The sequence below is a fragment of the Dysgonomonas sp. genome, from assembly GCF_035323175.1.
Taxonomy (GTDB): Bacteria; Bacteroidota; Bacteroidia; order Bacteroidales; family Dysgonomonadaceae; genus Dysgonomonas.
In genome coordinates, this window is record NZ_DAOKYH010000021.1 from 13,402 (window position 1) to 38,900 (window position 25,499).

21 protein-coding genes and 2 riboswitches are annotated in these 25,499 nt (G+C 37.1%); of the genes, 17 read left to right on the top strand and 4 right to left on the bottom strand.

From position 1 onward, the window contains the following. Positions 1-163: 163 nt before the first annotated feature. A riboswitch (cobalamin riboswitch) is annotated at positions 164-366 on the bottom strand. A gap of 166 nt (positions 367-532) precedes the next feature. After that, positions 533-717: riboswitch (cobalamin riboswitch) on the top strand. A gap of 150 nt (positions 718-867) precedes the next feature. The 3 genes from PKC55_RS16085 to PKC55_RS16095 are packed head-to-tail and all read left to right on the top strand — an operon-like array spanning position 868 to position 3,980. Beyond that, a complete protein-coding gene (locus PKC55_RS16085; protein ID WP_291127765.1) occupies positions 868-1,710 on the top strand; it encodes a threonine/serine exporter family protein in 843 nt (280 codons plus the stop codon). A gap of 2 nt (positions 1,711-1,712) precedes the next feature. Further along, positions 1,713-2,219 (top strand): threonine/serine exporter family protein, encoded by a 507-nt coding sequence (locus tag PKC55_RS16090; protein WP_291127768.1) that lies wholly within the window; start codon positions 1,713-1,715, stop codon positions 2,217-2,219. Positions 2,220-2,249: 30 nt separating this feature from the next. Then, the gene (locus PKC55_RS16095) at positions 2,250-3,980 is read left to right on the top strand and encodes a phosphoenolpyruvate carboxykinase (protein ID WP_135105689.1); all 1,731 of its coding nucleotides are present in this window, start codon (positions 2,250-2,252) and stop codon (positions 3,978-3,980) included. Between the two features lie 86 nt (positions 3,981-4,066). Here PKC55_RS16095 and PKC55_RS16100 read toward each other — a convergent pair whose 3' ends face one another. The 3 genes from PKC55_RS16100 to PKC55_RS16110 form a co-directional block, all read right to left on the bottom strand. After that, positions 4,067-5,497 (bottom strand): TldD/PmbA family protein, encoded by a 1,431-nt coding sequence (locus PKC55_RS16100; protein ID WP_324373576.1) that lies wholly within the window; start codon positions 5,495-5,497, stop codon positions 4,067-4,069. 1 nt (position 5,498) lies between these two features. Continuing rightward, positions 5,499-6,869, bottom strand: a complete 1,371-nt coding sequence (locus tag PKC55_RS16105; RefSeq protein ID WP_291029632.1) for an MATE family efflux transporter — start codon at positions 6,867-6,869, stop codon at positions 5,499-5,501. A 140-nt stretch (positions 6,870-7,009) separates the two neighbouring features. After that, the gene (locus PKC55_RS16110) at positions 7,010-7,783 is read right to left on the bottom strand and encodes a DUF2334 domain-containing protein (RefSeq protein WP_291129210.1); all 774 of its coding nucleotides are present in this window, start codon (positions 7,781-7,783) and stop codon (positions 7,010-7,012) included. A 237-nt stretch (positions 7,784-8,020) separates the two neighbouring features. On the opposite strand from PKC55_RS16110, the gene lysS reads away from it, so the two are divergent. The 10 genes from lysS (at position 8,021) to PKC55_RS16160 (ending at position 19,307) form a co-directional block, all read left to right on the top strand. Continuing rightward, positions 8,021-9,748: a lysine--tRNA ligase gene (lysS, locus tag PKC55_RS16115; RefSeq protein WP_291129212.1), complete on the top strand. Its 1,728-nt coding sequence runs from the start codon at positions 8,021-8,023 to the stop codon at positions 9,746-9,748. A 30-nt stretch (positions 9,749-9,778) separates the two neighbouring features. Beyond that, positions 9,779-10,777 (top strand): NAD(P)H-dependent glycerol-3-phosphate dehydrogenase, encoded by a 999-nt coding sequence (locus tag PKC55_RS16120; protein ID WP_006841900.1) that lies wholly within the window; start codon positions 9,779-9,781, stop codon positions 10,775-10,777. A gap of 9 nt (positions 10,778-10,786) precedes the next feature. After that, positions 10,787-12,133, top strand: a complete 1,347-nt coding sequence (locus PKC55_RS16125; RefSeq protein WP_291129214.1) for a glucose-6-phosphate isomerase — start codon at positions 10,787-10,789, stop codon at positions 12,131-12,133. A 69-nt stretch (positions 12,134-12,202) separates the two neighbouring features. After that, positions 12,203-13,255, top strand: a complete 1,053-nt coding sequence (rlmN, locus tag PKC55_RS16130; protein WP_291129216.1) for a dual-specificity RNA methyltransferase RlmN — start codon at positions 12,203-12,205, stop codon at positions 13,253-13,255. 75 nt (positions 13,256-13,330) lie between these two features. Continuing rightward, on the top strand, positions 13,331-14,416 hold the full coding sequence (pdxA, locus tag PKC55_RS16135; RefSeq protein ID WP_291129218.1) for a 4-hydroxythreonine-4-phosphate dehydrogenase PdxA: 1,086 nt from the start codon (positions 13,331-13,333) through the stop codon (positions 14,414-14,416). A 35-nt stretch (positions 14,417-14,451) separates the two neighbouring features. Beyond that, entirely contained in the window at positions 14,452-15,147 is a 696-nt protein-coding gene (locus tag PKC55_RS16140; protein ID WP_252637887.1) for a sugar phosphate nucleotidyltransferase, read from the top strand. A gap of 30 nt (positions 15,148-15,177) precedes the next feature. Then, positions 15,178-16,047, top strand: coding sequence for an ATP-grasp domain-containing protein (locus tag PKC55_RS16145; protein ID WP_291129220.1), 870 nt, complete (start codon positions 15,178-15,180; stop codon positions 16,045-16,047). 67 nt (positions 16,048-16,114) lie between these two features. Further along, positions 16,115-17,032 (top strand): CDP-alcohol phosphatidyltransferase family protein, encoded by a 918-nt coding sequence (locus PKC55_RS16150; RefSeq protein WP_283685330.1) that lies wholly within the window; start codon positions 16,115-16,117, stop codon positions 17,030-17,032. A 13-nt stretch (positions 17,033-17,045) separates the two neighbouring features. Beyond that, positions 17,046-17,771, top strand: a complete 726-nt coding sequence (locus tag PKC55_RS16155; RefSeq protein WP_291129223.1) for an HAD family hydrolase — start codon at positions 17,046-17,048, stop codon at positions 17,769-17,771. A gap of 240 nt (positions 17,772-18,011) precedes the next feature. Next, positions 18,012-19,307 carry an inositol-3-phosphate synthase gene (locus PKC55_RS16160; RefSeq protein ID WP_135105713.1) on the top strand — a complete coding sequence of 432 codons (1,296 nt, stop codon included), beginning with the start codon at positions 18,012-18,014 and terminating at the stop codon, positions 19,305-19,307. A 73-nt stretch (positions 19,308-19,380) separates the two neighbouring features. Here the strand turns inward: PKC55_RS16160 and PKC55_RS16165 are convergent, their stop codons facing one another. Next, positions 19,381-20,826 carry a C10 family peptidase gene (locus PKC55_RS16165; RefSeq protein ID WP_291129225.1) on the bottom strand — a complete coding sequence of 482 codons (1,446 nt, stop codon included), beginning with the start codon at positions 20,824-20,826 and terminating at the stop codon, positions 19,381-19,383. A gap of 782 nt (positions 20,827-21,608) precedes the next feature. On the opposite strand from PKC55_RS16165, the gene dapB reads away from it, so the two are divergent. The 4 genes from dapB to PKC55_RS16185 are packed head-to-tail and all read left to right on the top strand — an operon-like array spanning position 21,609 to position 25,472. After that, positions 21,609-22,325, top strand: a complete 717-nt coding sequence (dapB, locus tag PKC55_RS16170; RefSeq protein ID WP_291129227.1) for a 4-hydroxy-tetrahydrodipicolinate reductase — start codon at positions 21,609-21,611, stop codon at positions 22,323-22,325. Between the two features lie 8 nt (positions 22,326-22,333). Continuing rightward, positions 22,334-23,815 carry a signal peptidase I gene (gene lepB, locus PKC55_RS16175; protein WP_291129228.1) on the top strand — a complete coding sequence of 494 codons (1,482 nt, stop codon included), beginning with the start codon at positions 22,334-22,336 and terminating at the stop codon, positions 23,813-23,815. 24 nt (positions 23,816-23,839) lie between these two features. Beyond that, positions 23,840-24,829, top strand: coding sequence for a signal peptidase I (gene lepB / locus PKC55_RS16180; RefSeq protein ID WP_291129230.1), 990 nt, complete (start codon positions 23,840-23,842; stop codon positions 24,827-24,829). Positions 24,830-24,836: 7 nt separating this feature from the next. Continuing rightward, on the top strand, positions 24,837-25,472 hold the full coding sequence (locus PKC55_RS16185; protein ID WP_291129232.1) for a WbqC family protein: 636 nt from the start codon (positions 24,837-24,839) through the stop codon (positions 25,470-25,472). Positions 25,473-25,499: the final 27 nt, after the last annotated feature.

The window sequence follows — 25,499 nt, forward strand, 5'->3', positions numbered from 1 at the left end:
AATAAATTTCTAAGTACTCAATTTTCAGAGCTTACGTGGAATAGAATAAGAAATAAATACAGACGTATTTAAATAAATGTAACAGAATAAAAATAAAATAGAGAAGGCTTTTTCTATTTGAAAAAATCCCATCCTAAATCTTCAGCTTTATTCCTCGAAAGCTTCAATCTATATGGTCTTGGCAGGTCTTCTGACTTACTTTATCTTTGAGCATCCTTCCCATTCAGTGTAAGAACAGTGGATAGAGTATTGTTCAAAGTCTTTGGAGGAGCTTACAGCAGCGGGTCTGTCCAGGATTTTCACCTGATTCCCTTTTCATCATTTTCTATGGATATAGTAAATGACACCAAAACCTGTGACAAAGTTATATGTTTTTAAGCATAAAAATAAACATTTAATGCAAAAATGCTTATTGATTGAGACTCTTCTCTTTTTGTTTTCTTTTATATCTTTTTGTATAGGAAAAAATAAAAAAGATGTGCTATTTATTATTTTTTCCTATACCTTTGCCTCCCGAAAGTTCTTTATCATTATTCTTCAACCGCTAAGGTGCCTCAGATATTGAGGAGAATAGGGAATCAGGTGAAAGTCCTGAGCTGTCGCGCAACTGTAATCACCGCGAAAGTTTCTATTTAAAAATCCACTGTTTCGTGCAGAGATGGGAAGGAAAATAGAAATGGTGAAAGCCAGGATACCTGCCTTAAATCGGATTGACAATGCTTCGCGATAAAAGTGTTATGTCTAATAATTTCATTCATCCCTCTTGTCGGAGGAGATGTTATTATCCAGGTGTGTTCTTATTGCAGCATTGAGAAGTTCAAAAGAGCTTTTTACATTTATGTTTAATCGTAAAAAGTTTAGAAAGAAATGCGCGCAAACGTTCTTGATTATTCGCATGTTGATGATCGATGTGCAGATGTAGAAAACACACGTTCAGACAAAGAGTTGTCGCTGAAGGAATTTGTAGACATCATATTGGAGGTCAGTACCCTGTTGCTTGAATCGGGAGCCCACTGTGAAAGAATTAATAGGAATGTACAACGTATAGCACAGAAAACAAACTATAAAGTAGAAATGCTGATATCATTTACTGCAGTATCGGTATCAGTAACCGATATGGATAATGAGGAAAACATAGTGACGGCCAATAAAAAGATAATACATCATGGGGTACACTTTGGAATACTCACCAATACCAGTTTGCTGACATGGGAACTTGCCGAAGATCGGATTTCTTTGCAGGAGTTGCACCAGCGTATAAAAAGATTGAAAGATACCTCTCGTTATTCTGTTTGGCTTGTTCGCCTGTTTATTGGAATAGCTTGCGGATCGTTATGCCTACTGGCCGGAGGGAATTTAATAGATGGGGCTTTTGCTTTTTTAGCCTCATTCGTGGGGCTTGCGGTGCGTCAGGAGATGATTAAGAGAAAGTTTAACCTGATGGTTATTGTAATCTGCTCAGCGTTTGTGACAACAACCATATCAGGATTGAATATCTTATCTGGATTTGGTTATTTGCCTCAAACATCTATTGCTACTTCTGTATTATTCCTTATTCCGGGAGTTCCTCTGATAAATAGTATAATCGATTTGCTTGAAGGGTATATCCCTACAGGTATTGCCCGTGGAGCATTCGGCGGATTTATTCTTTTATGTATCGCTGTGGGGATGTTTATTAGTATGACAATAATAGGAATAAATAACTTTTGATTATGCTAATAGATATATTGAAAGACGCTTTTCTTAGTTTTTTTATTGCTATAGGTTTTGCACTATTGTTCGAAACGCCTAAGAAGGGATTGTTCGTTGCCGGTTTGCTGGGAGGGCTTGGTCATGCTATTCGTTTTACGTTGTTGTATTTCGACTTTGGCTTGATCTCAGCTACGTTAAGTGGCACTGTTGTGATAGGGCTTTTGGGTATCTACTGTGCTCATAAGATACATACTCCTCCGGTTGTATTTACATTGCCGGCTTGTATAACCATGATACCGGGCTTGTATGCCTACAAGACGATGCTGGGATGTATACGGATATATGAAGAGGGAACGACCAGTGCAAAAACAGCATTTTTATTGCATGACACGGTTTACAATTTTATATTGACATCTTCTTTACTCTTTTGTCTGGCAATCGGTATATGTATTGCCGCATTATTGTTTCGGAAAAAGAGCGTAAAGAAAATAAAGAAGATAAAAGATTTAGGGGTAAAAATATTTTGATACTAATATATTAACTAATTAATAACAAAGATGCTGCAAGAATTTACATTAAACAGGGGTCGTGCTATCATCAATTTCTCTTTGAAGTATTGTGATAACAGACAGAAAATTTTAAGTAGTTATGCGTTTCATCGGGTGGTTGAATCCTTTATTTTCAGAATAAAGAAAGATAACCAGATTATTTACGATTATTTTATTAAAGATTTCAAAACTGATGAAGAGCTCACCTTGTCTTTGATAGAGGTGATGAAGCTTTTGACTGTATGTGAAATAGATGAGCTTTTGGTAGTAAATAATAAATTTGCTCCATTCTTTAAGGATAAAGGCTTGTTTATAGAGCTTATAGAAATGCTGTATAACTATTGGAGAAGGCTGGAAAGGGTTACTGTTGTTCACAACAATCGCATGGGTGATGGTCTTCAAAATGTGCGATTTGTGCAAGCAAACCAACTTCTTAATGAGTTGATACTATCTATCTACAGACGTACAGAAGAAACCGTAATGGGATACAGTCATAGCGTATACCGTCAGACTATCGCAGGGGCGAATGCAGGCTTGATGCTTAACGATATGCAATGGAATTGCCCGATTGAATATAAGGGGCTTGCATCTATACCATTTATAGGAACAGTCGTTATCAATCCTCCTTATATTTCATATACGAAGAAGAACACCAGAGATGGTATTTTTCAGGAACATCAAACAAATCCATTGGCTAATTTGATTCTGAATGAGGATGAGTGGTTTTTGTACCCTGCAAAAGTTGGTAACTTGTTAGCTTTTGTTTACTTCCATAAAGATTTTATGTGTCATGGTTTAGGTCTTGCTAACTTGTTCGAGTTGGCTAAAGGCAATGATTATGTAGGAAAGAAACCTGATTTGATTTACGTATTCGGATACCCTGACGGCTATGAAGAAAAACGTACTTTCTATCATAAGGATAAGAAGAATGATATATTGATCGGTTATGCTAATTATTGCGATGATATCGACTATTTTGGTTATATGAAGAAGATGCTTCTTACGCTGCATAATATCAAGCAAATGGAAAGAGGCAATCTGCCTATTCATGGGGCTATGGTGAACATTGCTCTGAAGAATGGTAAAGAAGCAAATATTATCATAATGGGAGATAGTGGAGCTGGTAAATCTGAAAGTCTTGAAGCTTTCCGCACACTCAACGAAAAATATATACGTCACATGCGTGTAATATTCGATGATATGGGATATTTGCAATTTGAAGCAGACGGACAGATAAAAGGATATGGAACTGAGATAGGAGCCTTTGTCCGTACCGACGACTTGGATCCTGCTTATGCTTTTGCTCAGCTGGATAGAGGTATTTATACTAACCCGGATAGAATAAATGCACGAGTAACCATTCCGATATCTACTTATGAGGTTATATCGAGAGGATATACGATTGACTATATGCTATATGCTAATAATTATGCCGAATCGGAAACAAAGATCAGTTTCTTTGAGGATGTCGATAAAGCAATAGAGGTTTTTGAAGACGGAGCAAGAAAGGCAAAAGGAACAACAACCGAGAAAGGGCTTGTTAAGTCTTATTTCGCAAATCCTTTTGGCCCTGTGCAGGAAAGAGATAAAGCTGAAAAGCTTGTACGTAAATTCTTCTTGGCTTTAGACGAAAGTGATGCAAAAATAGGAGAGATGCATACTTCTCTGGCTATTGATGGTAAAAGCAAAGAAGGTCCACGTGAAGCGGCTGAAGAGCTTTTCAGTATTATCAATGAGTAATTTGCAGTAGCTGATATTTAAAATAAGACAGGATCGATTTCTTCGTGAATACCGATCCTGTTTTTTTATGCTGTAAAATTCTGATATTATTCTCCGCCTACAGTCAGCTTGCGTACTAAAATCGAAGGTAGCCCTTGTCCTACAGGTACACTCTGTCCGTCTTTTCCACAAGTCCATGTGCCTTCATCTATCTTCAGATTATTGCCCACCATTGTAATGTCGGTGAGGACTTTGGCTCCGTTGCCAATGATGTTTATATCTTTTATCGGTTGAGTAAGTTTACCGTTCTCAATCAGATAACCTGTTTTTACGAAAAAGGTGAAATCTCCTGCTCCGATTTGTACCTGTCCATTGGTGAAATTATCTACATATACGCCTTGTTTAACTGATGCTATAATGTCAGTTTCGGGAACGCTTCCGTTTTCCATATATGTTACCCGCATACGGGGTAGGGGAGCATAGCGGAACGATTGTCGCCTTCCGTTTCCTGTTGGCGATACATTGTAATGCTTCGCACTTATTCGGTCGTGAAGATAGCTTTCCAAAACTCCATCTTTCACAATATACGTTTTTTGAGTTTCTACTCCTTCATCATCAAAATTGATTGTGCCTCGGGCATTGTCTATGGTGCCGTCATCCACAACATTTATGTCTGGTGAACAGATTTGTTTTCCAAGCTGATCGGAAAATATGGAGATATTCTTTCTGTTAAAATCCGCCTCGAATGTATGGCCTATCGCTTCATGCAATAAGATTCCCGAACTTCCTGCACCCATCACTACAGGCATCTCACCGCCTTTGGGTTTTATGGCTTCAAACATCAGAGAGGTTTGTGCAACGGCTTCTTTTGCTAAAGTCTCTATCAGATCATTGTTTAAATACTCAAAACCTTTTCGGTAGGCACGTGAAGCATATCCGTTTTCTATCTTGCCGCCCTGTTCCATTGTACACGAACCTGACATAAGACTCATTGGGCGATAATCCCAGGTAAGGATACCCTCTGAGTTAAAGAAGAAAATATAAGATGTGGAATCGTTTAGGCTGACCGAAGCTTTGATGACCCGAGCGTCTAACTCGAAAATTCTGTCATTCAATTTTTGAACAAATGATTTTTTGTCTGCAACAGAAATGTCAAGCCACGGTCTTTCTATTTTATAGTGGTTTCTGAAATGTTTCTCTTTTATCTCTATCGGAGTTATTCCTTTTGACGGAATAGAGGCTATTCCTGCGGCTGTTTTTGCCGCTTTCAGTAGTTCTGTTATTTCGGTGTTCTCTACATAAGCATACCCTGTCTGATCTCCCGAAACAACTCGTATTCCTACCCCAAAATCTATATTCGAGGCCGCACGATTTACTTCTCCATCACGGAGTGATATGCTATTGCTGAAAGTGTGCTCAAAAAATATGTCGGCATAGTCAGCACCTTTACCTAGAGCTTCGTTTATTACTTTAAGCAAGTCAATCTCCGTTATGGAGAAATGATCTAATATATTTTGTTTGTTCAAATGATCTATCATATTATAATCTCTCTGCGGATTCTATTTTCTTAAATTTATTTATCTGCCATATAAACAAAGCTGCGGTCAGTAAAGTTGCCGAAAAGTCAGCTGTTGGCAATGAATACCATACTCCGTTTACTCCGAAAAACTGCGGTAATATAAACAAGGCTGGTAATAATAATAGGAACTGGCGGGTAAGGCTTAATAGAATTGATTTTCCTGCCATACCTATACATTGGAAAAAGTTTGTAACCACAATCTGGAATCCGACTAGTGGTAGCATAATCGTTACAATACGTAAGGCTTTTGCTGTTTCGGCAGCTAAAGGCGGCGAAGGATTGAACGGTTTAACTATCATGTCCGGCAACAACACGCCTATAGCTAAACCTATGCAGCCAATAGCCACGCCGACTTTTATTGTATAAAACAAGGTTTCTTTAACTCTCTGTATTCTTTTGGCTCCATAATTGTATCCTACAATAGGCTGCATTCCCTGAGTAAGCCCGACCATAATCATTACAATGATCATTATCAGGGTATTTGCTATGGCATAAGCTTCGATAGCAATGTTTCCCCCGTAGGTTTTCAGATTATTGTTGATGAAGAATACGACGATAGACGCTGCAACTTGTATGAAAAACGGAGACATACCGATGCTTGCCACCGCCCATACTATTTTTTTGTTTAAGCCAATATGCTTTCTGCGCAGACGCAACATGCTGTTTTTGTTCATGAAGTGGTACATGACAAAACATAACCCGATAAACATTGAAATGATAGTCGCTATCGCAGCTCCTTTTATTCCCCATTCGAACCAGAAAATAAAAATTGGAGCTATTATAATGTTGGCTATAACGCCGATCAGCATTGTATACATTGCCTTCTGAGGATAGCCCGAAGCGCGCATCATGCTGTTGAAATTGAAGCACATGGTCAGAAATATATTGCCGGGCAGGTAATAAAGTAAGAATTCTTTCGCATACGGAAACGTTTCTTTTGTGGCTCCAATTCTTAATAATATAGGATCGAGAAAAATAAATAACGTAGTAACAAGTACTCCTGTGAATAAAAGAGTCATAAGGAACGAATTTCCTATTATCTTTTCTGCGGTTTCTTTATCTCCGCTACCCAAGCATATTGAAATACGGCTGGCTGAACCTGCACCTACAAGCATACCCACGGCGGCGGTAAGATTCATTATCGGCAAAACAATACCAAGTCCGCCAATGGCATGGTCTCCCAGATTAGGACCGTGTCCAATGTAAATACGGTCTATAATGTTATACAAGGCATTCACCATAGTTCCTACTATGGCCGGCAATGCGTACTGCCAAAGAAGTTTACTTATTTTTTTGTTTTGTAATTCATCAATGTTAGCTGTTTTTGACATCTAAAAAGCATTTAACTGTTAAGGAGTGATTCCTCCCATCTTTTGAGCGTGCAAAGGTACAAAAAACACGACCATCGGCGTTGTTTTTTACATAATTAAGTATTTAACTTTGTTAATTTGAGGTTAGGCCTATCTAGTGTTTATTTACCTTTTATTATTTCTAGAAATTCCGATGGAGTAACGAATTTTACATTCTCCGATTCTAAAAACTCTACTATTTTCACAAAATTTTGCCATTGGTTTTCGTTCCAACTATTTGGATGCCCCTGTAGGTAGAAAAAGTTTAAATTTTTCGATTTTTCGCGATAAGCTTTAAGAAATTCATCATAATTCGGGTTATGTACCGGGTATTCCATATCTAGTGTGTTGGGCAATACATATCCTTTGTAGTAGACGGGAGATATAGGGCTGCCTAATGTCATTTTTATTTGAGGAAGTTGAGCTAAGGCCTTATCTGTGTTCGTATTTGTACTGCTCCAGTGAGGCCCCCATACCCGAAGCTGAAGTCCGAGTTTGGCTTTTGCAAGGCTGTCTGTCAGCAGTAGAGCTTTGAACTGTTGCTCGTAAGTGCCTTCAAATTCGCCTATTGTATCGCCTTTGGTGCGGTTATAATAACCATGATTCCAGAATTCAATGAAACCTCTTTCTGCACGGTCGGTAATCCATTTGAAGTAAGCCGGGTTGTCTTCGGCAAGAGAAAATCCAATTATACCAAAACCAGCTTTTATCTTTTTGTTTTCTATATAATCTGCGACACGTTGCCAGCGGGGGGAAACAACTCCTTCTGTACCTCCTGCAGTTACATCATCTAGCTTTAAAATGACAATTTTCCGGTTTTGAGAAAATGCAGTATTTGTCAATGATATGGCACAGAACAATAGAAGCAGAGAAAATAATATCTTTTTGTTGTACATTGTTTCAGGTTTTATGTGTAAAAATTAGAAAGAATAAAGAAACAAAATATAATTTTCTTTTCCTGTGTTTTGTCTCTTGATTTTTATATCCTTGTTAAATTTTGAATCGGAATGTGTTGTCTCTCAAATTTAAGTGAAAAATAAGATGTTTGTTTTCCATTATATTTCTTAACTTTGCGGGGTTATTCGTGTGCGAAAATATTATTAAAATAATAAAAATCTGAGGATAGATTAATAATGAATATATTGGAATTAAGCGAACAGGAGATAATTCGCAGACAAAGTTTAGATGAACTAAGAGCTTTGGGAGTAGAACCCTATCCGGCTGCATTGTATGAGGTAAATGCATATTCGAAAGAGATCAAAGAGAGCTTTCAGGATGATGCGGATAAGCGTTATGTGTCTTTAGCCGGACGTATAATGGGGCGTCGTATTATGGGTAAAGCTTCCTTTATGGAATTGCAAGACTCGGAAGGACGTATACAGGTTTATATTTCTCGAGATGATCTTTGTCCGGATGAAAATAAAGAGCTTTATAACACTGTCTTCAAGAAATTGCTCGATATTGGCGATTTTGTTGGTGTTAAAGGATTTGTTTTTCGCACTCAGATGGGCGAAATATCCGTGCATGCCGAAGAATTAACGGTTTTGGGGAAATCGCTTCGTCCTCTTCCTGTCGTAAAAGTAAAGGATGGTGTTACCTATGATGGTTTTACCGATCCTGAGCAACGTTATCGTCAACGCTATGTTGATTTGGTTGTTAACGACAACGTTAAAGATGTATTCCTTAAAAGAACAAAAGTGTTCAACTCCATGCGTGAATTCCTTAACAGACATGGATATATAGAAGTTGATACGCCTGTGCTGCAAAGCATTCCCGGAGGAGCTACAGCTCGTCCTTTCATCACACATCATAATGCACTAGACATTCCTCTATATCTGCGTATTGCAAACGAACTATATCTAAAACGCCTTATTGTTGGTGGGTTTGATGGAGTATATGAGTTTTCTCGTAATTTCCGCAACGAAGGTATGGATCGTACTCATAATCCGGAATTTACAGTAATGGAATTCTATGCCGCCTATAAGGATTATAACTGGATGATGGACTTCACAGAGAGGATGTTGGAGAAGATCTGTACAGATGTTCATGGTACAACTAAGGTGAAGATGGGCGATAAGGAGATAGACTATAAGGCTCCATATCCTCGTGTTACGATGATTGACTCTATTAAACATTTTACAGGTTTTGATATTAGTGGTATGGATGAAGATCAGCTACGTGATGTTTGTAAGCAATTAGATATAGAGCAAGATGCAACTATGGGCAAAGGGAAGTTGATAGATGCCATCTTTGGTGAAAAGTGCGAAGGAAACTATATACAACCTACATTTATAATAGACTATCCGGTAGAGATGTCTCCGCTTACAAAGAAGCACCGCAATAATCCCGAGCTAACAGAGCGTTTCGAGCTGATGGTTAATGGCAAGGAATTGGCGAATGCATATTCTGAGCTGAATGATCCGATTGATCAGCGTGCTCGTTTCGAGGATCAGCTAAAATTGTCTGAAAAAGGGGATGATGAGGCGATGTTTATCGATCAGGATTTCTTGCGTGCATTAGAGTACGGTATGCCTCCTACAAGTGGTATCGGTATCGGTATGGATCGTCTGGTTATGTTTATGACCAGTCAGGAAAGCATACAAGAGGTGATGTTCTTCCCTCAAATGCGTCCTGAGAAAGCACCGAAGAAAGATGCTGTATCAAAATATAAAGAATTAGGAATAGCTGAAGATCTTGTCCCTGTACTACAAAAAGCAGGATATTTTACTGTCGAAAGCATGAAGGATGTCAATTCACAGAAGATAAGACAAGATATAGGCGAAGTCAATAAAAAATATAAACTGGATTTAGCACTACCTTCTGTAGACGAAGTAGAAGGATGGGTGAAAAAGCTTAGCTAATCCCCTTGTGTCTAATTAAAGTATGAATGAATGAGTTTTCCCGGTAAAATAACAATATTTGGAGGTGGTACATGGGCTACAGCCCTTGCCAAAATTATGCTTAATCACGAAAAGCATATAAACTGGTACATGCGCCGTCCTGAACAAATAGAGGATTTTAAGAAAACAGGACATAATCCTTCTTATCTTTCAAACGTTGAGTTCAATCTGGATAGAATTACATTTTATTCGGATATAACACAAGCAGTGGAAGATTCGGATACAATAGTTCTTGCTGTACCTTCTCCTTTCTTGAAAAGCCATCTTGAAAAGTTGAATACAAGTTTGGCGAATAAATTTATTATTTCAGCGATTAAAGGTATCGTCCCTCCGGAAAATTTGCTTGTGACAGATTATCTGGAGCAATACTATAATGTATCGCCTCAAAATATGGCGATTGTGGGAGGACCTTGTCATGCCGAGGAAATAGCTTTGGAACGATTGACTTACCCTACTATCGCTTGTGCCGATATTCAGAAGGCAAATGCGATTGCTCAAGTCTTCAATAATAGATTTGTACGGGCTTCGGTGTCGAATGACGTTGCGGGGATTGAACTTGCCGCAGTCCTGAAGAATGTATATGCAATAGCTTCGGGTATTTGCCACGGGCTGAAGTATGGCGATAATTTTCAGGCGGTATTGGTTTCCAATGCTATATCAGAGATGGAACGTTTTGTTGATATCGTTTCTCCTATCGAAAGACGGATACAGGATTCTGCTTATTTAGGAGATCTTCTTGTAACTTGCTATTCTAGTTTTAGCCGCAATCGTACCTTCGGTGCAATGATTGGCAAGGGCTATTCGGTAAAAGCTGCTCAGGTAGAGATGGAAATGATAGCGGAAGGTTATTATGGCACAAAGTGTGTAAGAGAGATCAATGAAAAATATAATGTGGATATTCCTGTTGCAGATATGGTTTATCGTATATTGTATGAAAATTCTCCTGCACATTTAGAAGTGAAAACATTAAGAGAACAGATACTAAAATAAAGAAACAATATGGATAAGGTTATCAAATTAGACATTAGCAAAACATTAGGCTTTATAAGCCAAGCTGATATCAACAGTCAGGCAGCTCTTGCTAAAAAATGCAATGAGGCTCTTCACGATGGGTCAGGCAAAGGAAATGACTTTCTAGGCTGGCTCAATTTGCCATCTTCTATTACAGATGCAGAATTGAAAGATATTGAAGATACAGCAGCTGCATTGAAAGCCAAATGTGAAGTCATTGTATTGGTCGGTATCGGTGGTAGCTATCTTGGATCAAGAGCAGTTATCGATTCTTTATCAAATGCATTTGACTGGTTACAGAAAGATCGTAAGAATCCTGTTATTTTGTATGCAGGAAATAATATAGGTGAAGATTACCTTGTTGAGCTTTTAGCCTACCTGAAAGGTAAATCTTTTGGAATTATCAATATTTCCAAATCGGGAACAACTACAGAACCAGCTTTGGCTTTCCGTATTCTTAAGGCTGAATTAGAAAAAGCTGTAGGTAAAGAAGAAGCTAAAAACCGTATTGTTGCAATCACAGATGCGGCTCGCGGAGCTTTGTATACGTTGGCAACAAAAGAAGGTTACAAGAAATACGTAATTCCTGACAATGTAGGAGGACGTTACTCTGTATTGACTCCGGTAGGGTTACTTCCGATAGCATTGGCTGGTATTGATATTCGTCAGTTAGTAGCCGGTGCGGTTTATATGGAAAAAGAAACAGCACCAAGTGTGTCATTCGAGAAGAATATCGCTGAAATATACGCCGTTACTCGTAATGAGCTGTATAAAAAAGGCAAAAAGATAGAAATCCTTGCCAACTTCAATCCTAAATTGCACTACATCGCGGAATGGTGGAAGCAGCTTTATGGAGAAAGTGAAGGCAAAGAAAATAAAGGGATATTTAATGCTGCGGTAGACTTTACTGCCGACCTTCACTCGATGGGTCAATGGATTCAGGAAGGTGAGCGTTCTATTTTCGAAACTGTTGTTTCTGTGGCTCAGCCAAACGAAACTTTGACAGTACCGACTGATGAGGAAAACCTTGATGGGTTGAACTTCCTTGCAGGTAAAAGAATAGACTTTGTAAACAAGATGGCAGAGTTGGGTACTCAGATTGCTCACGTTGACGGAGGTGTTCCGAATATAAAAGTAGAGTTGCCTAAACTGGATGAATATAGTATCGGACAGTTACTTTATTTCTTCGAAAAAGCATGTGGTATAAGCGGTTATATTCTTGGCGTAAATCCATTCGATCAGCCGGGAGTAGAGGCGTATAAGAAGAATATGTTTGCTCTTCTCGATAAACCGGGTTTTGAAAAGGAAAGCGAAGCAATTAAGAAAAGATTATAAAATAAGCTGTTAGCCGATAGCCTTTAGCAATTTGCTAAGGGCTGTTTGCTAAAAGCTAAATACTAGAATATGGAAAATAAAAGGCACTTGCTGGGTATGACTATGGAAGATTTCTATGGTGTAGTGGGTGAGTGTGGTTTACCCAGATTTTCTGCCAAACAAATAGCAGACTGGGTTTACAAAAAAAGGATAACATCTATCGATGAAATGACGAATCTCTCTGTCGCAAACAGAGCTTTGTTGTCAGAGAAATATGATATAGGGCGGTATAACCCTCTCGAATTTCAGCAATCTATAGATGGTACTGTAAAATATTTATTCAGAACGGAAAAAGAAAAGCTGATAGAAGCCGTTATGATACCTGAGGACGATCGGGCAACGCTTTGTGTGTCTTCTCAGGTTGGTTGTAAAATGAATTGTTTGTTTTGCATGACCGGAAAACAAGGTTTTAATGGAAATCTAACAGCAAACGAGATATTGAATCAGCTCTATTCTGTTCGCGAGGCAGAGAGCTTGACGAATGTGGTTTTTATGGGAATGGGTGAGCCCTTGGATAATTATGAAGAACTGAAAAAGACACTCGAGATAATGACTGCTGATTATGGAATGGCGTGGAGTCCGAAGCGTATAACGGTTTCTACAACAGGTGTAACACCCAAGTTGAAACGTTTCTTGGACGAGAGTAACGCTCATCTGGCTATCAGTATACATAGTCCTGAAAAAGAACAAAGATTATCAATAATGCCTGCCGAAAAAGCATTTCCTATTACAGGGGTAATGGATTTATTGCGGCAATACGATTGGACAAAACAGAGACGATTGTCTTTCGAATATATAATGTTTGACAACTTCAACGATTCTTTAATTCATGCAAAAGAGTTGGCACAGATACTTAGGGGAATTGAATGTAGGGTAAATCTTATCCGCTTTCATGCGATACCTAATGTCGACTTGAAAACTTCTACTAAAGAGAAAATGGAGGCATTCCGTGATTATTTGACTAAAAAGGGAGTAACCAGTACGATTCGTGCATCTCGTGGAGAAGATATTTTTGCGGCTTGTGGTATGTTGTCGACAATAAAAGGAGATGCTTTAGCTACTCCTAAAACGAATTTAGAATAATCTATCAGGCAAAATAAAGAAATGACCCTCGTGTAGTCTTCCTTTGTGGAAGTTGAGAGGCCTAAATATAAAGCTATGATTAAAGTAGGAATAACACAAGGTGATATAAACGGAATAGGCTATGAGGTTATATTAAAGACCTTCGCAGATATCCGTATGGCTGAAATCTGTATTCCCGTAATATACGGATCAGCCAAAGTTGCCGCTTATCATCGTAAGGCGATGGAGTTGCAGACAGTTGCTTTCAATCAGATAAGTGATGTAAAAGACGCTGTTGTAAATAAGGTTAATATCATCAATTGTATCAATGAAGAGACTAAAGTAGAGCTAGGTCAAGCTACTCCTGTTGCAGGTGAAGCTGCATACCAATCGCTCGAAAGAGCCGTCGCCGACCTTAGGGATGGCGCAATAGATGTTCTTGTAACAGCACCTATTAATAAGCATAACATACAACGAGAAGACTTTAAATTCCCGGGACATACAGAATATCTGGAAGAACGTTTTGGGAAAGAGCAGGATAAAAGTTTAATGATTCTGGTAAAAGACTCTCTTCGGATAGCTCTTGTTACAGGGCATATCCCATTGTCGGAGGTTCCTAATACATTGACAAAGGAAAAGATAGTGGAAACAGCTACTCGCTTCGAACGAAGTCTTAAAAGAGACTTTAGAGTGGGACGACCTCGTATTGCTGTTTTGTCACTGAATCCTCATGCCGGAGAAAATGGATTGTTAGGAAATGAAGAAAACGAAATTATAATTCCTGCTCTGAATGAGTTGCAAGATAAAAAGATACTTTGCTTTGGACCCTATCCGGCTGATGGATTTTTTGGTTCGGGCGATTATACTCATTTTGATGGTATATTGGCTATGTACCACGATCAGGGATTAGCTCCATTCAAAACCCTAGCGATGGAAGACGGCGTTAATTTTACTGCCGGTCTGTCTATTGTGCGCACATCACCTGCTCATGGTACTGCATACAGTATTGCAGGGCAAAATAAAGCTTCAGAAGAGTCGTTCCGTCAGGCAATATATATGGCTATTGATACTTATGGCAATCGTATAGAATATGATAAAGCTTATGCTAATCCACTGAGAAAGTTATATGTGGATAAAGGCGGTGATGATAGTGTTGACCTGATAAAAGAAGCAGAAGAATAGTATTTTACCTCTTAGTTAAAATTTAGTTAATAAAAATGAATTACGCTATAATTGCTGCGGGAGAAGGTTCTAGACTTGTCCAGGAAGGTGTTACTTTGCCAAAACCATTAGTAAAGCTAAATGGGGTGGAAATGATTCGTCGGCTGATTGATATATTTCTCAAAAATAATGCTTCTTCAATAAGTATTATTGTGAATGAAGAAATGACTCAAGTACAAGACTATCTGACTAATCTCGAATTGGGTATTCCTTTTAATGTTGTGATTAAGTCGACACCCAGCTCAATGCATAGCTTTTTTGAGTTAAGAGATTTTCTTCGAGACGGAAAATTCTGCTTAACAACAGTAGACACGATTTTTAAAGAAGACGAGTTTTCTAAATATATTCAAACATTCATAAATGATTCGGATAGTGATGGTATGATGGCTGTGACAGACTTCATAGATGACGAAAAACCGCTTTATGTGGATGTAAATGACCGTATGGCAATAAAGGGCTTTCTCGATCATTCTGATAATTGTAAATACATCTCCGGAGGTATTTACGGTTTAACACCAAAGGCGATTGATACGCTTGAGGCCTGTTTAGACTCCGGGCAAGCTCGTATGCGCAACTTTCAGAGACAATTAGTCGCCGACAATTTACAATTAAAAGCATATCCTTTTGAGAAAATAGTAGATGTGGATCATGCAGGCGATATTGTTAAAGCAGAGAAATTCTTAAACAATTAATATAAAAGAGATAGGGACATTATAAACACTATGTCAAAGATAAAAGTAGCAGGAATCAAAAGGAAAACAAAATTCTCTCCCAATCATATAGGCAATGATGGCATGATATTCAGTGAGACAGCCGAATGTTTAAGAAATATGGGATATGATGTAAGAGAATATACAGAAGACGAATTTATTTTAAGTGAAGAGAATGAGCGGTATATCTTCAATATGGCTCGTGACAAAACAACCATCCGTAAATTAAAGAAAAGAGAAGAGGATGGAGCTGTTATAATAAATCCGGGAACCGGTATTGAAAACTGCACACGAGAGGCAATGACTCGCTTGCTGTTGGAAAATGATATACCATATCCAACCAGCCTTATCGTAGATGTAACCGACGATCCGAGTCAAGAACTGAAGAAAATGACGGCGGATGCATATTGGATCAAACGAGGTGATTCGCATGCCATTCATAGAGAAGATGTAACCTATGCACGTAATATACCCGAAGTGAAATCAATATTAAAAGAGTTCGCTTTGCGTGATATTCCGAATGCTGTGATCAACGAACATCTTGTGGGAGATCTTGTTAAGTTTTATGGGGTGGCAGATACTGATTTCTTCTATTGGTTTTATCCTTACGATTTGAGTCATAGTAAATTCGGACTTGAAGCAATAAATGGTGAAGCGCATGAGTTTCCGTTTGATGTAGAGGCTTTGAAGAAAGCATGTGATAAGGCCGGCGAGATATTAGATGTTAAAGTATATGGAGGAGACTGCGTTGTAGACGAAAATGGCTCTTTTAAAATTATTGACTTTAACGATTGGCCGAGCTTTGCTCCTTGTAGAAGTGATGCAGCACCTAAGATTGCAGAATGTGTTCATAAGCAGATTCAAAGAGATTTGCAAGGATAATTATAATAAGGTTATATTTGCATTATACGAAAAGTAGTTTGTAATAAAAGTAGTATCAATAAATTAAATGGATAATAAACAACCGACACTTGAATCTACTCTAAAATCAACGGATACAGAAGAGTTTATAGATATTCATTTCTATCGTCCGATCGGTTATCGTTGGGCTCTATTGTTTCAGAAATTAGGTGTTACTCCTAATGCTGTCACTATAGCAAGTATCTTCTTGGGGATAGGGTCTGGGATATGTTTTTATTTTGACAATATATGGATATCTCTGTTAGGGATATTTTTACTTGTATGGGCAAACTCTTATGATAGTGCAGATGGACAGTTGGCTCGTATGACAAAGCAGTTCTCTGCTTTGGGGCGTGTCTTGGATGGTTTTGCCGGTAATCTGTGGTTCGCTTCCATTTATGTAGGTATTTGCTTACGTCTTTATCCTGAATGGGGCGGATGGATATGGGTTTTAGCTTGTGTTACAGGTTATTTCCATTCCAAACAAGCGGAGATGGCGGATTATTACCGTAATGTGCATTTACTCTTTCTTAAAGGAAAATCAGGAAGCGAATTAGACAATTCGGCCGAGCTTACTGCCAAATTTAAAGAACTAACTTGGAGTAAAAACTTCGGAGCAAAAATCGTATTGTTTTTCTATCGTAATTATACTACCGATCAGGAAAATCGATCTCCAAGACTTCAGGTTTTATTTCGATTACTCAGAGAAAGATTTGGAGATGTTGCTCCTGAAAGTTTCCGCAACGATTTCCGAGAGAAAAGCCTCCCCTTGATGAAATATACCAATATTCTTTCTTTCAATACACGATCTATCGCATTGTTTGTGTCTATATTGTTGGGGTGGCCTTGGTTGTATTTTGTATTTGAATTAACTGTATTGAATATACTGCTTGTATATATGGTAACAAGGCATGAGAAGATAAGCAAAGGCTTTGTTCTGGATATAAAGAGTGGAAAATACAATTAAAATAAGTTTTAGCATGTTTGATTTGTCAAAAGTAAAAGGGATTATCTTCGATTACGGAGGTACTATAGATAGCAATGGTAAGCATTGGGCTGAAGTTTTATGGGAATCATATTTGGATAATAAAGTTCCTGTAACCAGAGAACAGTTCCGTGAGGCGTTTGTATATGTAGAACGTTATCTAGCTGCGAATCTTGTTATATTACCCGAAGATAACTTTCATGTTTTACTGAAAAAGAAAGTAACTCTTCAAATAGAATATCTTTTGGAGAAGGGCTTTTTGGAGGAAAATGATAAGACAAAGATGTATAGCCTTGCAATTTCAGATCAATGTTATAACTTTGTAAAAGATTTAATTAGAAAGGAAGTTGATATACTTATAGCACTAAAAGACCGTTATCCAATGGTTCTGGTATCTAATTTCTATGGAAATGTACAGTCTGTATTAGGCGATTTTGACTTACTTAAATATTTTGATGATATTATAGAATCGGCTGTTGTAGGTATAAGAAAACCCGATCCCGCTATATTTGGGTTAGGCGTTGAGAAGCTTGGTCTTCCTGGTTCTTCCATTGTCGTTATTGGAGATTCTTATACGAAAGACATTGTTCCAGCTACAAAAAATGGATGCCAAACTATTTGGCTCAAAGGCTTGGGCTGGGGTGACGATGACGAAAATGCTACGGCTGATATAATTATAACGGATTTCATGGAGTTGAAATCTATCTTTCAATTAGATTGAAAGGCAATACTTGAATACATTGATAATACTATAGAGTCAGTCTGACTATCTGCTTTAGTAATGGATACCGTTTGTATGGTAGAAAAGCCCGGGTTGGGAGAATAAAGTAAAACAGATCTTCACTGAAACTATACTATTATATAAGATTTTATGAATTCGGGAGATAATATCCAGATGAAGTAAAGTCTCCGGTTTAAAGGATTACTGCGGGTTGCAGTGTATTTTAAAAATTAATTAAAAATGGAAAAAGTACAAGTGAAAGAAGCCAAGGGTAAACTTGGTATTCTAACAATTGGTGTTGGAGCTGTTGCTACAACATTCATGGCAGGAACGTTATTAACACGTAAAGGACAAGGTGTTCCTGTAGGTTCAATTACACAGTTAGCTACAATGCGTCTGGGAAAAAGGGAAGAAAATCGCTTTCCGAAGATTAAAGACGCTGTGCCTTTGGCAGATCTTAACGATGTTGTTTTCGGTGGATGGGATATCTTCGAAGAAAACGCATACGAAGCTGCAGTACACGCAGATGTATTGACAAAAGACGACCTGAACAAGGTGAAAGACGAAATGGAAGCAATCAAACCAATGAAAGCTGTTTTCGATCAAGACTTTGTTAAACGTCTACACGGTACATGGGTAAAATCAGCTCCTACTAAATGGGAATTAGCTGAACAAGTAAAACAAGACATCCAAGATTTTAAAACAAAAAATAATTGCGATCGTATCGTAGTTATCTGGTGCGGAAGTACTGAAGTTTTCACTCCGCTTGGTGAAGTTCATAAAACATTAGCAGCATTCGAAAAAGGACTTAAGGAAAATCATAAAGATTTGGCTCCTTCAAACGTATATGCTTATGCAGTAGTGTCGATGGGTATTCCATATATCAATGGAGCACCAAATCTTACAGTAGACATTCCTGCAATGTGGGAACTAGCAGCTAAAACCCAGACTCCTATCTGTGGTAAAGACTTCAAAACTGGTCAGACTATGTTGAAGACAGTATTGTCTCCAATGTTCAAAACTCGTATGTTGGGTCTTAACGGATGGTTCTCAACCAATATTCTTGGAAACCGTGATGGAGAAGTACTCGATGATCCGGGTTCATTCAAAACGAAAGAAGAGTCGAAACTTTCAGTTATAGACAATATTCTTCAGCCTGAATTGTATCCTGAACTTTATGGAAATGTTTATCATAAAGTACGTATCAATTATTATCCTCCTCGCAATGATGACAAAGAAGGATGGGATAACATTGACCTATTCGGATGGTTGGGCTACAAAATGCAAATGAAAGTGGACTTCCTTTGTAAAGACTCTATCCTTGCTGCTCCTTTATGTCTTGACTTAGTATTGTTCTCCGATTTGGCGAAACGTGCAGGTATGAGCGGAATACAAGATTGGTTGTCTTTCTACTTCAAGAGCCCAATGCATGAACCAAGTAAGATTGCAGAGCACGATTTGTTTATCCAATATGTGAAGTTGAAAAATACACTTCGTAAAATGATTGGAGAAGAAACTGTAGATTTTATTGATTAAACAATAATCTTATAATATTGAAAAGACTGTCTAGATTAATCTAGACAGTCTTTTTTAGTTTTCAAGGTCATTTCTATTTCTTTTTAACTATTATAAAATGACGTCCATATTGATAGTTATACTCTGGAGTAGGATTGGCTCTATCTGTATAAAACCAACCATTTTGATAATTAATGCCTTGATAACTAGCCCCCCATCCCCAATTCATATGGAAGTATCCAGTAGTTTCTGTAAATCCACTATGGAATACGTATTCTGGAGTTCCAGGCTTATTTGGCATAAACAAATCATTACTTAGCATAGCTACAGCATATTGGGTGCTTGTAGCCTGATAACCATCACAAACCCATGCATGTCCATTATAAGGAATTTCGAAAACAGGAACTAGATCTCTTTTTCCATCCATGTAAATAGGCCTTTTAGCTCTAATTTCAGAAATTACGTCATACTTACTGTTAAAGTCAAAATCTTTTAGTATAGCTGTATATCCTAGTTTGTTAAATGCTTTTACGGCTTTATTATGATTAGAAGCCGTGCCGTCACTTTTATATTCTACTTCGCAGTAATTACGAACATCCTTTATAAATCTAGTTGTTTCAGAACTTCCATAACCTGTGTTGGAATCATAATAACTTGATATCTGGTTCCAGTTGTAGCTATTAGGCCATTGGTGATAGTTCGCTATTTGAGCGACAGCGATGGGAACACATCCAGCCAGTTTATTTGGAGCATCGACATTGAACGGAGCTCTCTGATTCCATGTCGTACGCATCAATGGACCTATATTTTCAGAGGTACGTTTTATAAGTAATAGATTTACGCTGTTACAATCGTATTCTGGATAAGTGTGATTGCAAATGTCCTGCATAAATCCTGGATATTTATCTGGACTTATCAAATATTGAGCTGCCCCAAAGCTGTGACAATCGTATCCTTGAGCTGTCCATTTTTCGATTTCCTTTTGTCTAAGACTGTTGATGTCTGTAGAAGTATTCGCTTTTTCTTGCTTTTCAGATAAAGGTTTCTCAAATAGACTCCATTCTATAGCATACTTGAGCCTAAGGCTATCGGATGTATTGCTAATAGAATATTTAATATTTTTTTTATACGAATCGAGAAATAATTCTATGCCACTATTTAGATTATTTATATCAAAATTTCCTTCATTGGAATAAGCTAGAATGGGTTGATACTTTTTAGTAGCACTAATGAGGATAAAACCATTGTTGCTTTGATAATTTATAATATAGAATAGAGGATTATCTAATGAGTCTTTTACAGTAATTACATTTGAAGAACTTTGAGATTTTGTTTTGAATCCTTTATTTTCTTGAGAAAAAAATAACAGAGAAATATTGGAAGCATCTTCAGGTGTTATTTTAGCCGTATTTCTATCAATTAATAAGGGATTAGATAGATCTTTAGTCTGTTTTTCTTTTTCAGACCTAATGATTTCTAATTCCTCAGAACAAGATGTAATAAATATAAATAACAACGTTAGCAATAATGATTTTTTCATAAATTTAAAATATAGGTTAGTAATAGTTAAATGTCTCGAGTATATCATATCAGTATAAAATTGTTTTCCTGTTTTTTGTTACGAAGTTATATAAAATAGAGAGACTTGAAACATCTAGTGAAATTGATATGACTTTTATTAAAGTTGTTGTCTGGTTAGATATTTGTATGTCAGAAGCTTTGTGTATATTTAATGTCTTTTAAATATGACTTTTATTATATTGTGGATTATCTTATAATGAGGGGATTCCTTTCTCAATCTTCTAAGTGTTATGCCTTTTTCTTATCGCAGTTAAAAATGATTATAACTAAATTCTAAAATCCTTAGTGTTTTTAAATTATAGCTTGTGGTGGAAAATGTATTATTATTTTAATTAAAATTTTATTTATAATTCATATTAACTGTCAATTGGAGGAAGGAAGGGGGCTTTCTGCTATAACTCTGTGGTTTAAAAGAGAAGAGGATAACCTTAGAAAAAAGTTATCCTCTTTTTAGAAAATATATAAATGTAAAGTTCAATATTGCCTGCTCCTAGTATGTTGAAGCAGATAAAGTTTCTATATTTATTAGAACATTATTTTTTTGATTATGTTTATTGTTTTCGCCTTGAAATTTAGTTAAATGAAAATAATAGATAATTTATGTTTATATTTCTTATCAACTGTAATTTCCTTAGCATAAAATAGACTAATAGTCAGGGATAAATTAGAAATCCAATCTCATGGAAATAAGTTTTTATGTATATTTGTAGGCTTTAGTTACTCATTAAATTAACTCTCGGAATGAATATAGCACTTATAGGATATGGTAAGATGGGGCATGAGATAGAAAAGATAGCCCTGAAAAGAGGTCACAATATTGTATCAATCATTGATATGAACAATCTGGAGGAGTTTAATTCTCCGGCATTCAAAAGTGCTGATGTTGCAATCGAGTTTTCTACACCTGATAGCGCCATACAAAATTATCGTAAATGTTTTGAAGTTGGTGTTGCTGTTGTTGCAGGAACAACAGGGTGGTTAGAACATTTGGACGAAGTAAAGAGAGCTTGTGCTGAACAGGGAAAAACTTTCTTTTATGCTTCTAATTATAGTCTTGGTGTTAATATCTTTTTTGCCCTGAATAAATATTTGGCAAAGATTATGAATAACTATCCAAGCTATGAAGTAAAGATGGAAGAAGTACATCATATTCATAAATTGGATGCACCGAGTGGAACGGCTATCACGCTGGCTGAAGATCTTATAAAGGAGGTTGACCGCAAAGAACGTTGGAGCTTGGAAGTAGAAGAAACACAAACAGACTTGCCTATACATTGTATTCGTGAAGGAGAAGTTCCCGGAATACATGAAATAATATATGAGTCTGAAGCAGATATTATAAGTATAAAGCACGATGCTAAAAGCCGTGTGGGTTTTGCTCTTGGTGCAGTGTTAGCTGCCGAATTCACCAATGGTAAAAAAGGATTCTTAGGAATGGGTGATATGCTCAAATTTTAAAATAAGATATGGAAAAGAACTCTTCGAATCAGCAAAATAAAAGAGAACGTCGCAAACCGGGAATGAAGCAATGGATATATGCCATTCTAGCAAGTGTTTGCTGTGTTGCGTTTGTTATCTGGACCGGGTATTGGGCTGTATTGATCCTGATCCCTGTTTTTATAGATATATACATCACGAAATTTGTTCCTTGGGGTAGATGGAAACAATCTAACAACCGCCAAGTAAAGAGTATCCTCGATTGGGTCGATGCTATTCTTTTTGCACTGGTAGGGGTGTATTTTATAAATACTTTCTTTTTCCAAAACTATCAGATTCCATCTTCATCCTTAGAGAAATCTCTTTTGGTCGGTGATTTTCTATGTGTTAGTAAACTGAGTTATGGGGCACGTTCTCCAATGACTCCGTTTTCGTTACCATTGATGCAGCATACTTTTCCTTTCTTTGGGTTTAAGTCGTATCTTGAAAAACCTCAGCTAGAATATAAGCGATTCAAGGGAACAGGACATATTGAGCGAAATGATATAGTTGTTTTCAACTATCCATCGGGAGATACTGTGGCTTCAAAATTTCAGGAAGTAGATTACTATGTTTTGTGCAAAGAAGCCGGAAGAAGCCAAGTTTGGACAAATAAGAATACATACGGAGACATACTTTATCGCCCTGTAGACAGACGCGAAAATTATGTAAAACGCTGTATAGGATTGCCGGGAGAAACAATCTCTATTTTAGGTGATACCGTTTATATCAACGGAAAACCAATTCAAAGCCCTGAGAAAATGCAATTGTTGTATTGTGTGCAAACCAATGGTACAGATATATCTTCGGCTGCTTTCGATGATTTGGGCTTAAGCCAGGAAGACAAAAAGAGAATAGGGATGTATCAGGACTTGAGCGAAGTGGATAGCCTTTCGTATGTGAGGGCAATTTTCCCTAAGGCTAAAAATGGAAATCCGGGACTCTTATATACCGGTGTAAATATGACTAAAGAAATGGTGGAGGAAATGAAACAAAAGCCATTTGTAGAAAAAGTAATTCCTCTAAACCAGTTTTATAAGTTGGCTAATAGAATGGGGCAAAAATTTGTACAACCTACTATTTATCCTATCACTTATGATATGCAAACACAACCCGGAGATTTGCATCCTCTATGGATACCTAAAAAAGGTGAAACAATTAAGTTTGATACTGATGTAGATCGTAAGGTAGCAACATATATACGTTGTATAAAGAATTATGAACTAAACGATTTTGACTATCGTAATGGAAAAGTTTACATTAATGGGCAGCAGGCTGATTCTTATACATTCAAATTGGATTATTACTTTATGATGGGAGACAACAGAGATAATTCGGCTGATTCGCGTGTTTGGGGATTTGTTCCTGAAGATCATGTTGTAGGTAAACCTTTGTTTATATGGCTCTCTTTGGATAAAGATAAGAACGGAATACGCTGGAACAGACTTTTCACATCCGGCAATAAAAAATAATAAGCTAAAATTGGGGATTGAAAAATGTCTTCAAAAAAGAAAAATATCTATACATATTTGGGCAAAGTGATTTTGATTACTTTGCTCATTGTGTTATTTATACGAACTTTTTTTGTGGAGTCATATACTATATCCTCATCTCAGATGCAAACCTCTCTTCTGGAAGGTGATCAGGTACTTATTGATAAAACATCATATGGTATTCGTTTGCCTATCACAATATTAACTATTCCGTTTACTTTTGATAAAATATTTGGAGTTCGTTCATATCTCACATCTATAGAAGCTCCTTACAAAAGAATACTCGAGAAAAAGATTGAAAGAAACGATATTGTCTTGTTCAACAATCCGATGGATATTGGTAAGCCCTTAGATAAGAGGGATCTCATTGTCAGCCGTTGTATTGCAATGCCCGGCGATACCGTTTCAGTAGAAAAAGGACTTCTATCCCTTAATCGTATAAGTCATATTGCTTCTCCCGACCTTATGAATGAATATTCTATGCATATTCTCGCTTTAAAGGATATACAGGCTATAATGGAAGAGCATAATATTCCTATTCGTAGCTTGAAGCATAGAGCAGATACAATAAGTATTCTCCTGAATAAATTAGAGGCTTTTATTATTAATGAAAATATAGAAGACTCCACTGTATCTATATGTTGTAAGATCGATACAACTCAAAATTATCATTTGATAGTACCGTCGAAGGGTAAAGTGATAAGTCTTAATAGTCTGAATATTAATATGTATAAGCAGCTGATACTGCAAGAGCAGGAAGGTAATGCCCATGTTATTAATGATAAGTTATACATCGGGGGAAAAGAGCAGACAACTTATACGTTTCAAGACGATTACTATTGGATGTTGTCAGACAATGCGAAAGATGCATTAGATTCTCGGATGTTGGGCTTTATCCCTTTTAAGAATATAATAGGCAAAGTTCGTTTTATCTGGTATAGCTCCCATAATGGAAACGTAAGAAAAGAACGTTGTTTAACTTCTGTAAATTGATCCTGTAATGAATATATATCTTTCATCGGCTTATTTAGCGCCTATTCAGTATTATGCAAAATTTGTGCAGGGAGACCATATGTTTATTGAGCAGAATGAGAATTACACAAAACAGTCGTATCGCAATCGCTCTATGATTGTTTCGGCTAATGGGCCTATTCCTTTATCTATTCCTGTCGTTCATTCATCTTCCGAAAAAATATTGACGAAGGATATTCGTATTGCTGATCATGGCAATTGGCAGCATATGCATTGGAATGCGATTGTTTCTGCTTACAACTCAACTCCTTTCTTCGAATATTATCAGGATGATTTTTATCCGTTTTATCATAAGAAATATTCTTTCCTGTTCGATTTTAATGAAGAACTTCGGGGTCTTATTCTGGGTTTGCTCAATATAGAATTGCCTGTGATAGAATACACTTCCGAATATAAGACGGCATTTGAAGACTATGAGCTCGATATGCGGGATGTGATTCACCCAAAGAAAGATTTATCGCTAGATCCTTCCTTTGTGTCAATTCGTTATTATCAGGTTTTTGAACAAAAACTAGGGTTCGTGGAAAATATGAGTATTGTGGATTTGCTTTTTAATATGGGAAATGAAAGTCAATTGATTTTGAATAACTCTTTCCACAGATAAGCATTCTGTTAAAGTATTTTATAACCC

Excerpts from the sequence above, each read along its gene's own strand:
- PKC55_RS16085 (WP_291127765.1), top strand. The coding sequence starts at position 868 with ATGCGCGCAAACGTTCTTGATTATTCGCATGTTGATGATCGATGTGCA.
- PKC55_RS16090 (WP_291127768.1), top strand. The coding sequence starts at position 1,713 with ATGCTAATAGATATATTGAAAGACGCTTTTCTTAGTTTTTTTATTGCT.
- PKC55_RS16095 (WP_135105689.1), top strand. The coding sequence starts at position 2,250 with ATGCTGCAAGAATTTACATTAAACAGGGGTCGTGCTATCATCAATTTC.
- PKC55_RS16100 (WP_324373576.1), bottom strand. The coding sequence starts at position 5,497 with ATGATAGATCATTTGAACAAACAAAATATATTAGATCATTTCTCCATA.
- PKC55_RS16105 (WP_291029632.1), bottom strand. The coding sequence starts at position 6,869 with ATGTCAAAAACAGCTAACATTGATGAATTACAAAACAAAAAAATAAGT.
- PKC55_RS16110 (WP_291129210.1), bottom strand. The coding sequence starts at position 7,783 with ATGTACAACAAAAAGATATTATTTTCTCTGCTTCTATTGTTCTGTGCC.
- lysS (WP_291129212.1), top strand. The coding sequence starts at position 8,021 with ATGAATATATTGGAATTAAGCGAACAGGAGATAATTCGCAGACAAAGT.
- PKC55_RS16120 (WP_006841900.1), top strand. The coding sequence starts at position 9,779 with ATGAGTTTTCCCGGTAAAATAACAATATTTGGAGGTGGTACATGGGCT.
- PKC55_RS16125 (WP_291129214.1), top strand. The coding sequence starts at position 10,787 with ATGGATAAGGTTATCAAATTAGACATTAGCAAAACATTAGGCTTTATA.
- rlmN (WP_291129216.1), top strand. The coding sequence starts at position 12,203 with ATGGAAAATAAAAGGCACTTGCTGGGTATGACTATGGAAGATTTCTAT.
- pdxA (WP_291129218.1), top strand. The coding sequence starts at position 13,331 with ATGATTAAAGTAGGAATAACACAAGGTGATATAAACGGAATAGGCTAT.
- PKC55_RS16140 (WP_252637887.1), top strand. The coding sequence starts at position 14,452 with ATGAATTACGCTATAATTGCTGCGGGAGAAGGTTCTAGACTTGTCCAG.
- PKC55_RS16145 (WP_291129220.1), top strand. The coding sequence starts at position 15,178 with ATGTCAAAGATAAAAGTAGCAGGAATCAAAAGGAAAACAAAATTCTCT.
- PKC55_RS16150 (WP_283685330.1), top strand. The coding sequence starts at position 16,115 with ATGGATAATAAACAACCGACACTTGAATCTACTCTAAAATCAACGGAT.
- PKC55_RS16155 (WP_291129223.1), top strand. The coding sequence starts at position 17,046 with ATGTTTGATTTGTCAAAAGTAAAAGGGATTATCTTCGATTACGGAGGT.
- PKC55_RS16160 (WP_135105713.1), top strand. The coding sequence starts at position 18,012 with ATGGAAAAAGTACAAGTGAAAGAAGCCAAGGGTAAACTTGGTATTCTA.
- PKC55_RS16165 (WP_291129225.1), bottom strand. The coding sequence starts at position 20,826 with ATGAAAAAATCATTATTGCTAACGTTGTTATTTATATTTATTACATCT.
- dapB (WP_291129227.1), top strand. The coding sequence starts at position 21,609 with ATGAATATAGCACTTATAGGATATGGTAAGATGGGGCATGAGATAGAA.
- lepB (WP_291129228.1), top strand. The coding sequence starts at position 22,334 with ATGGAAAAGAACTCTTCGAATCAGCAAAATAAAAGAGAACGTCGCAAA.
- lepB (WP_291129230.1), top strand. The coding sequence starts at position 23,840 with ATGTCTTCAAAAAAGAAAAATATCTATACATATTTGGGCAAAGTGATT.
- PKC55_RS16185 (WP_291129232.1), top strand. The coding sequence starts at position 24,837 with ATGAATATATATCTTTCATCGGCTTATTTAGCGCCTATTCAGTATTAT.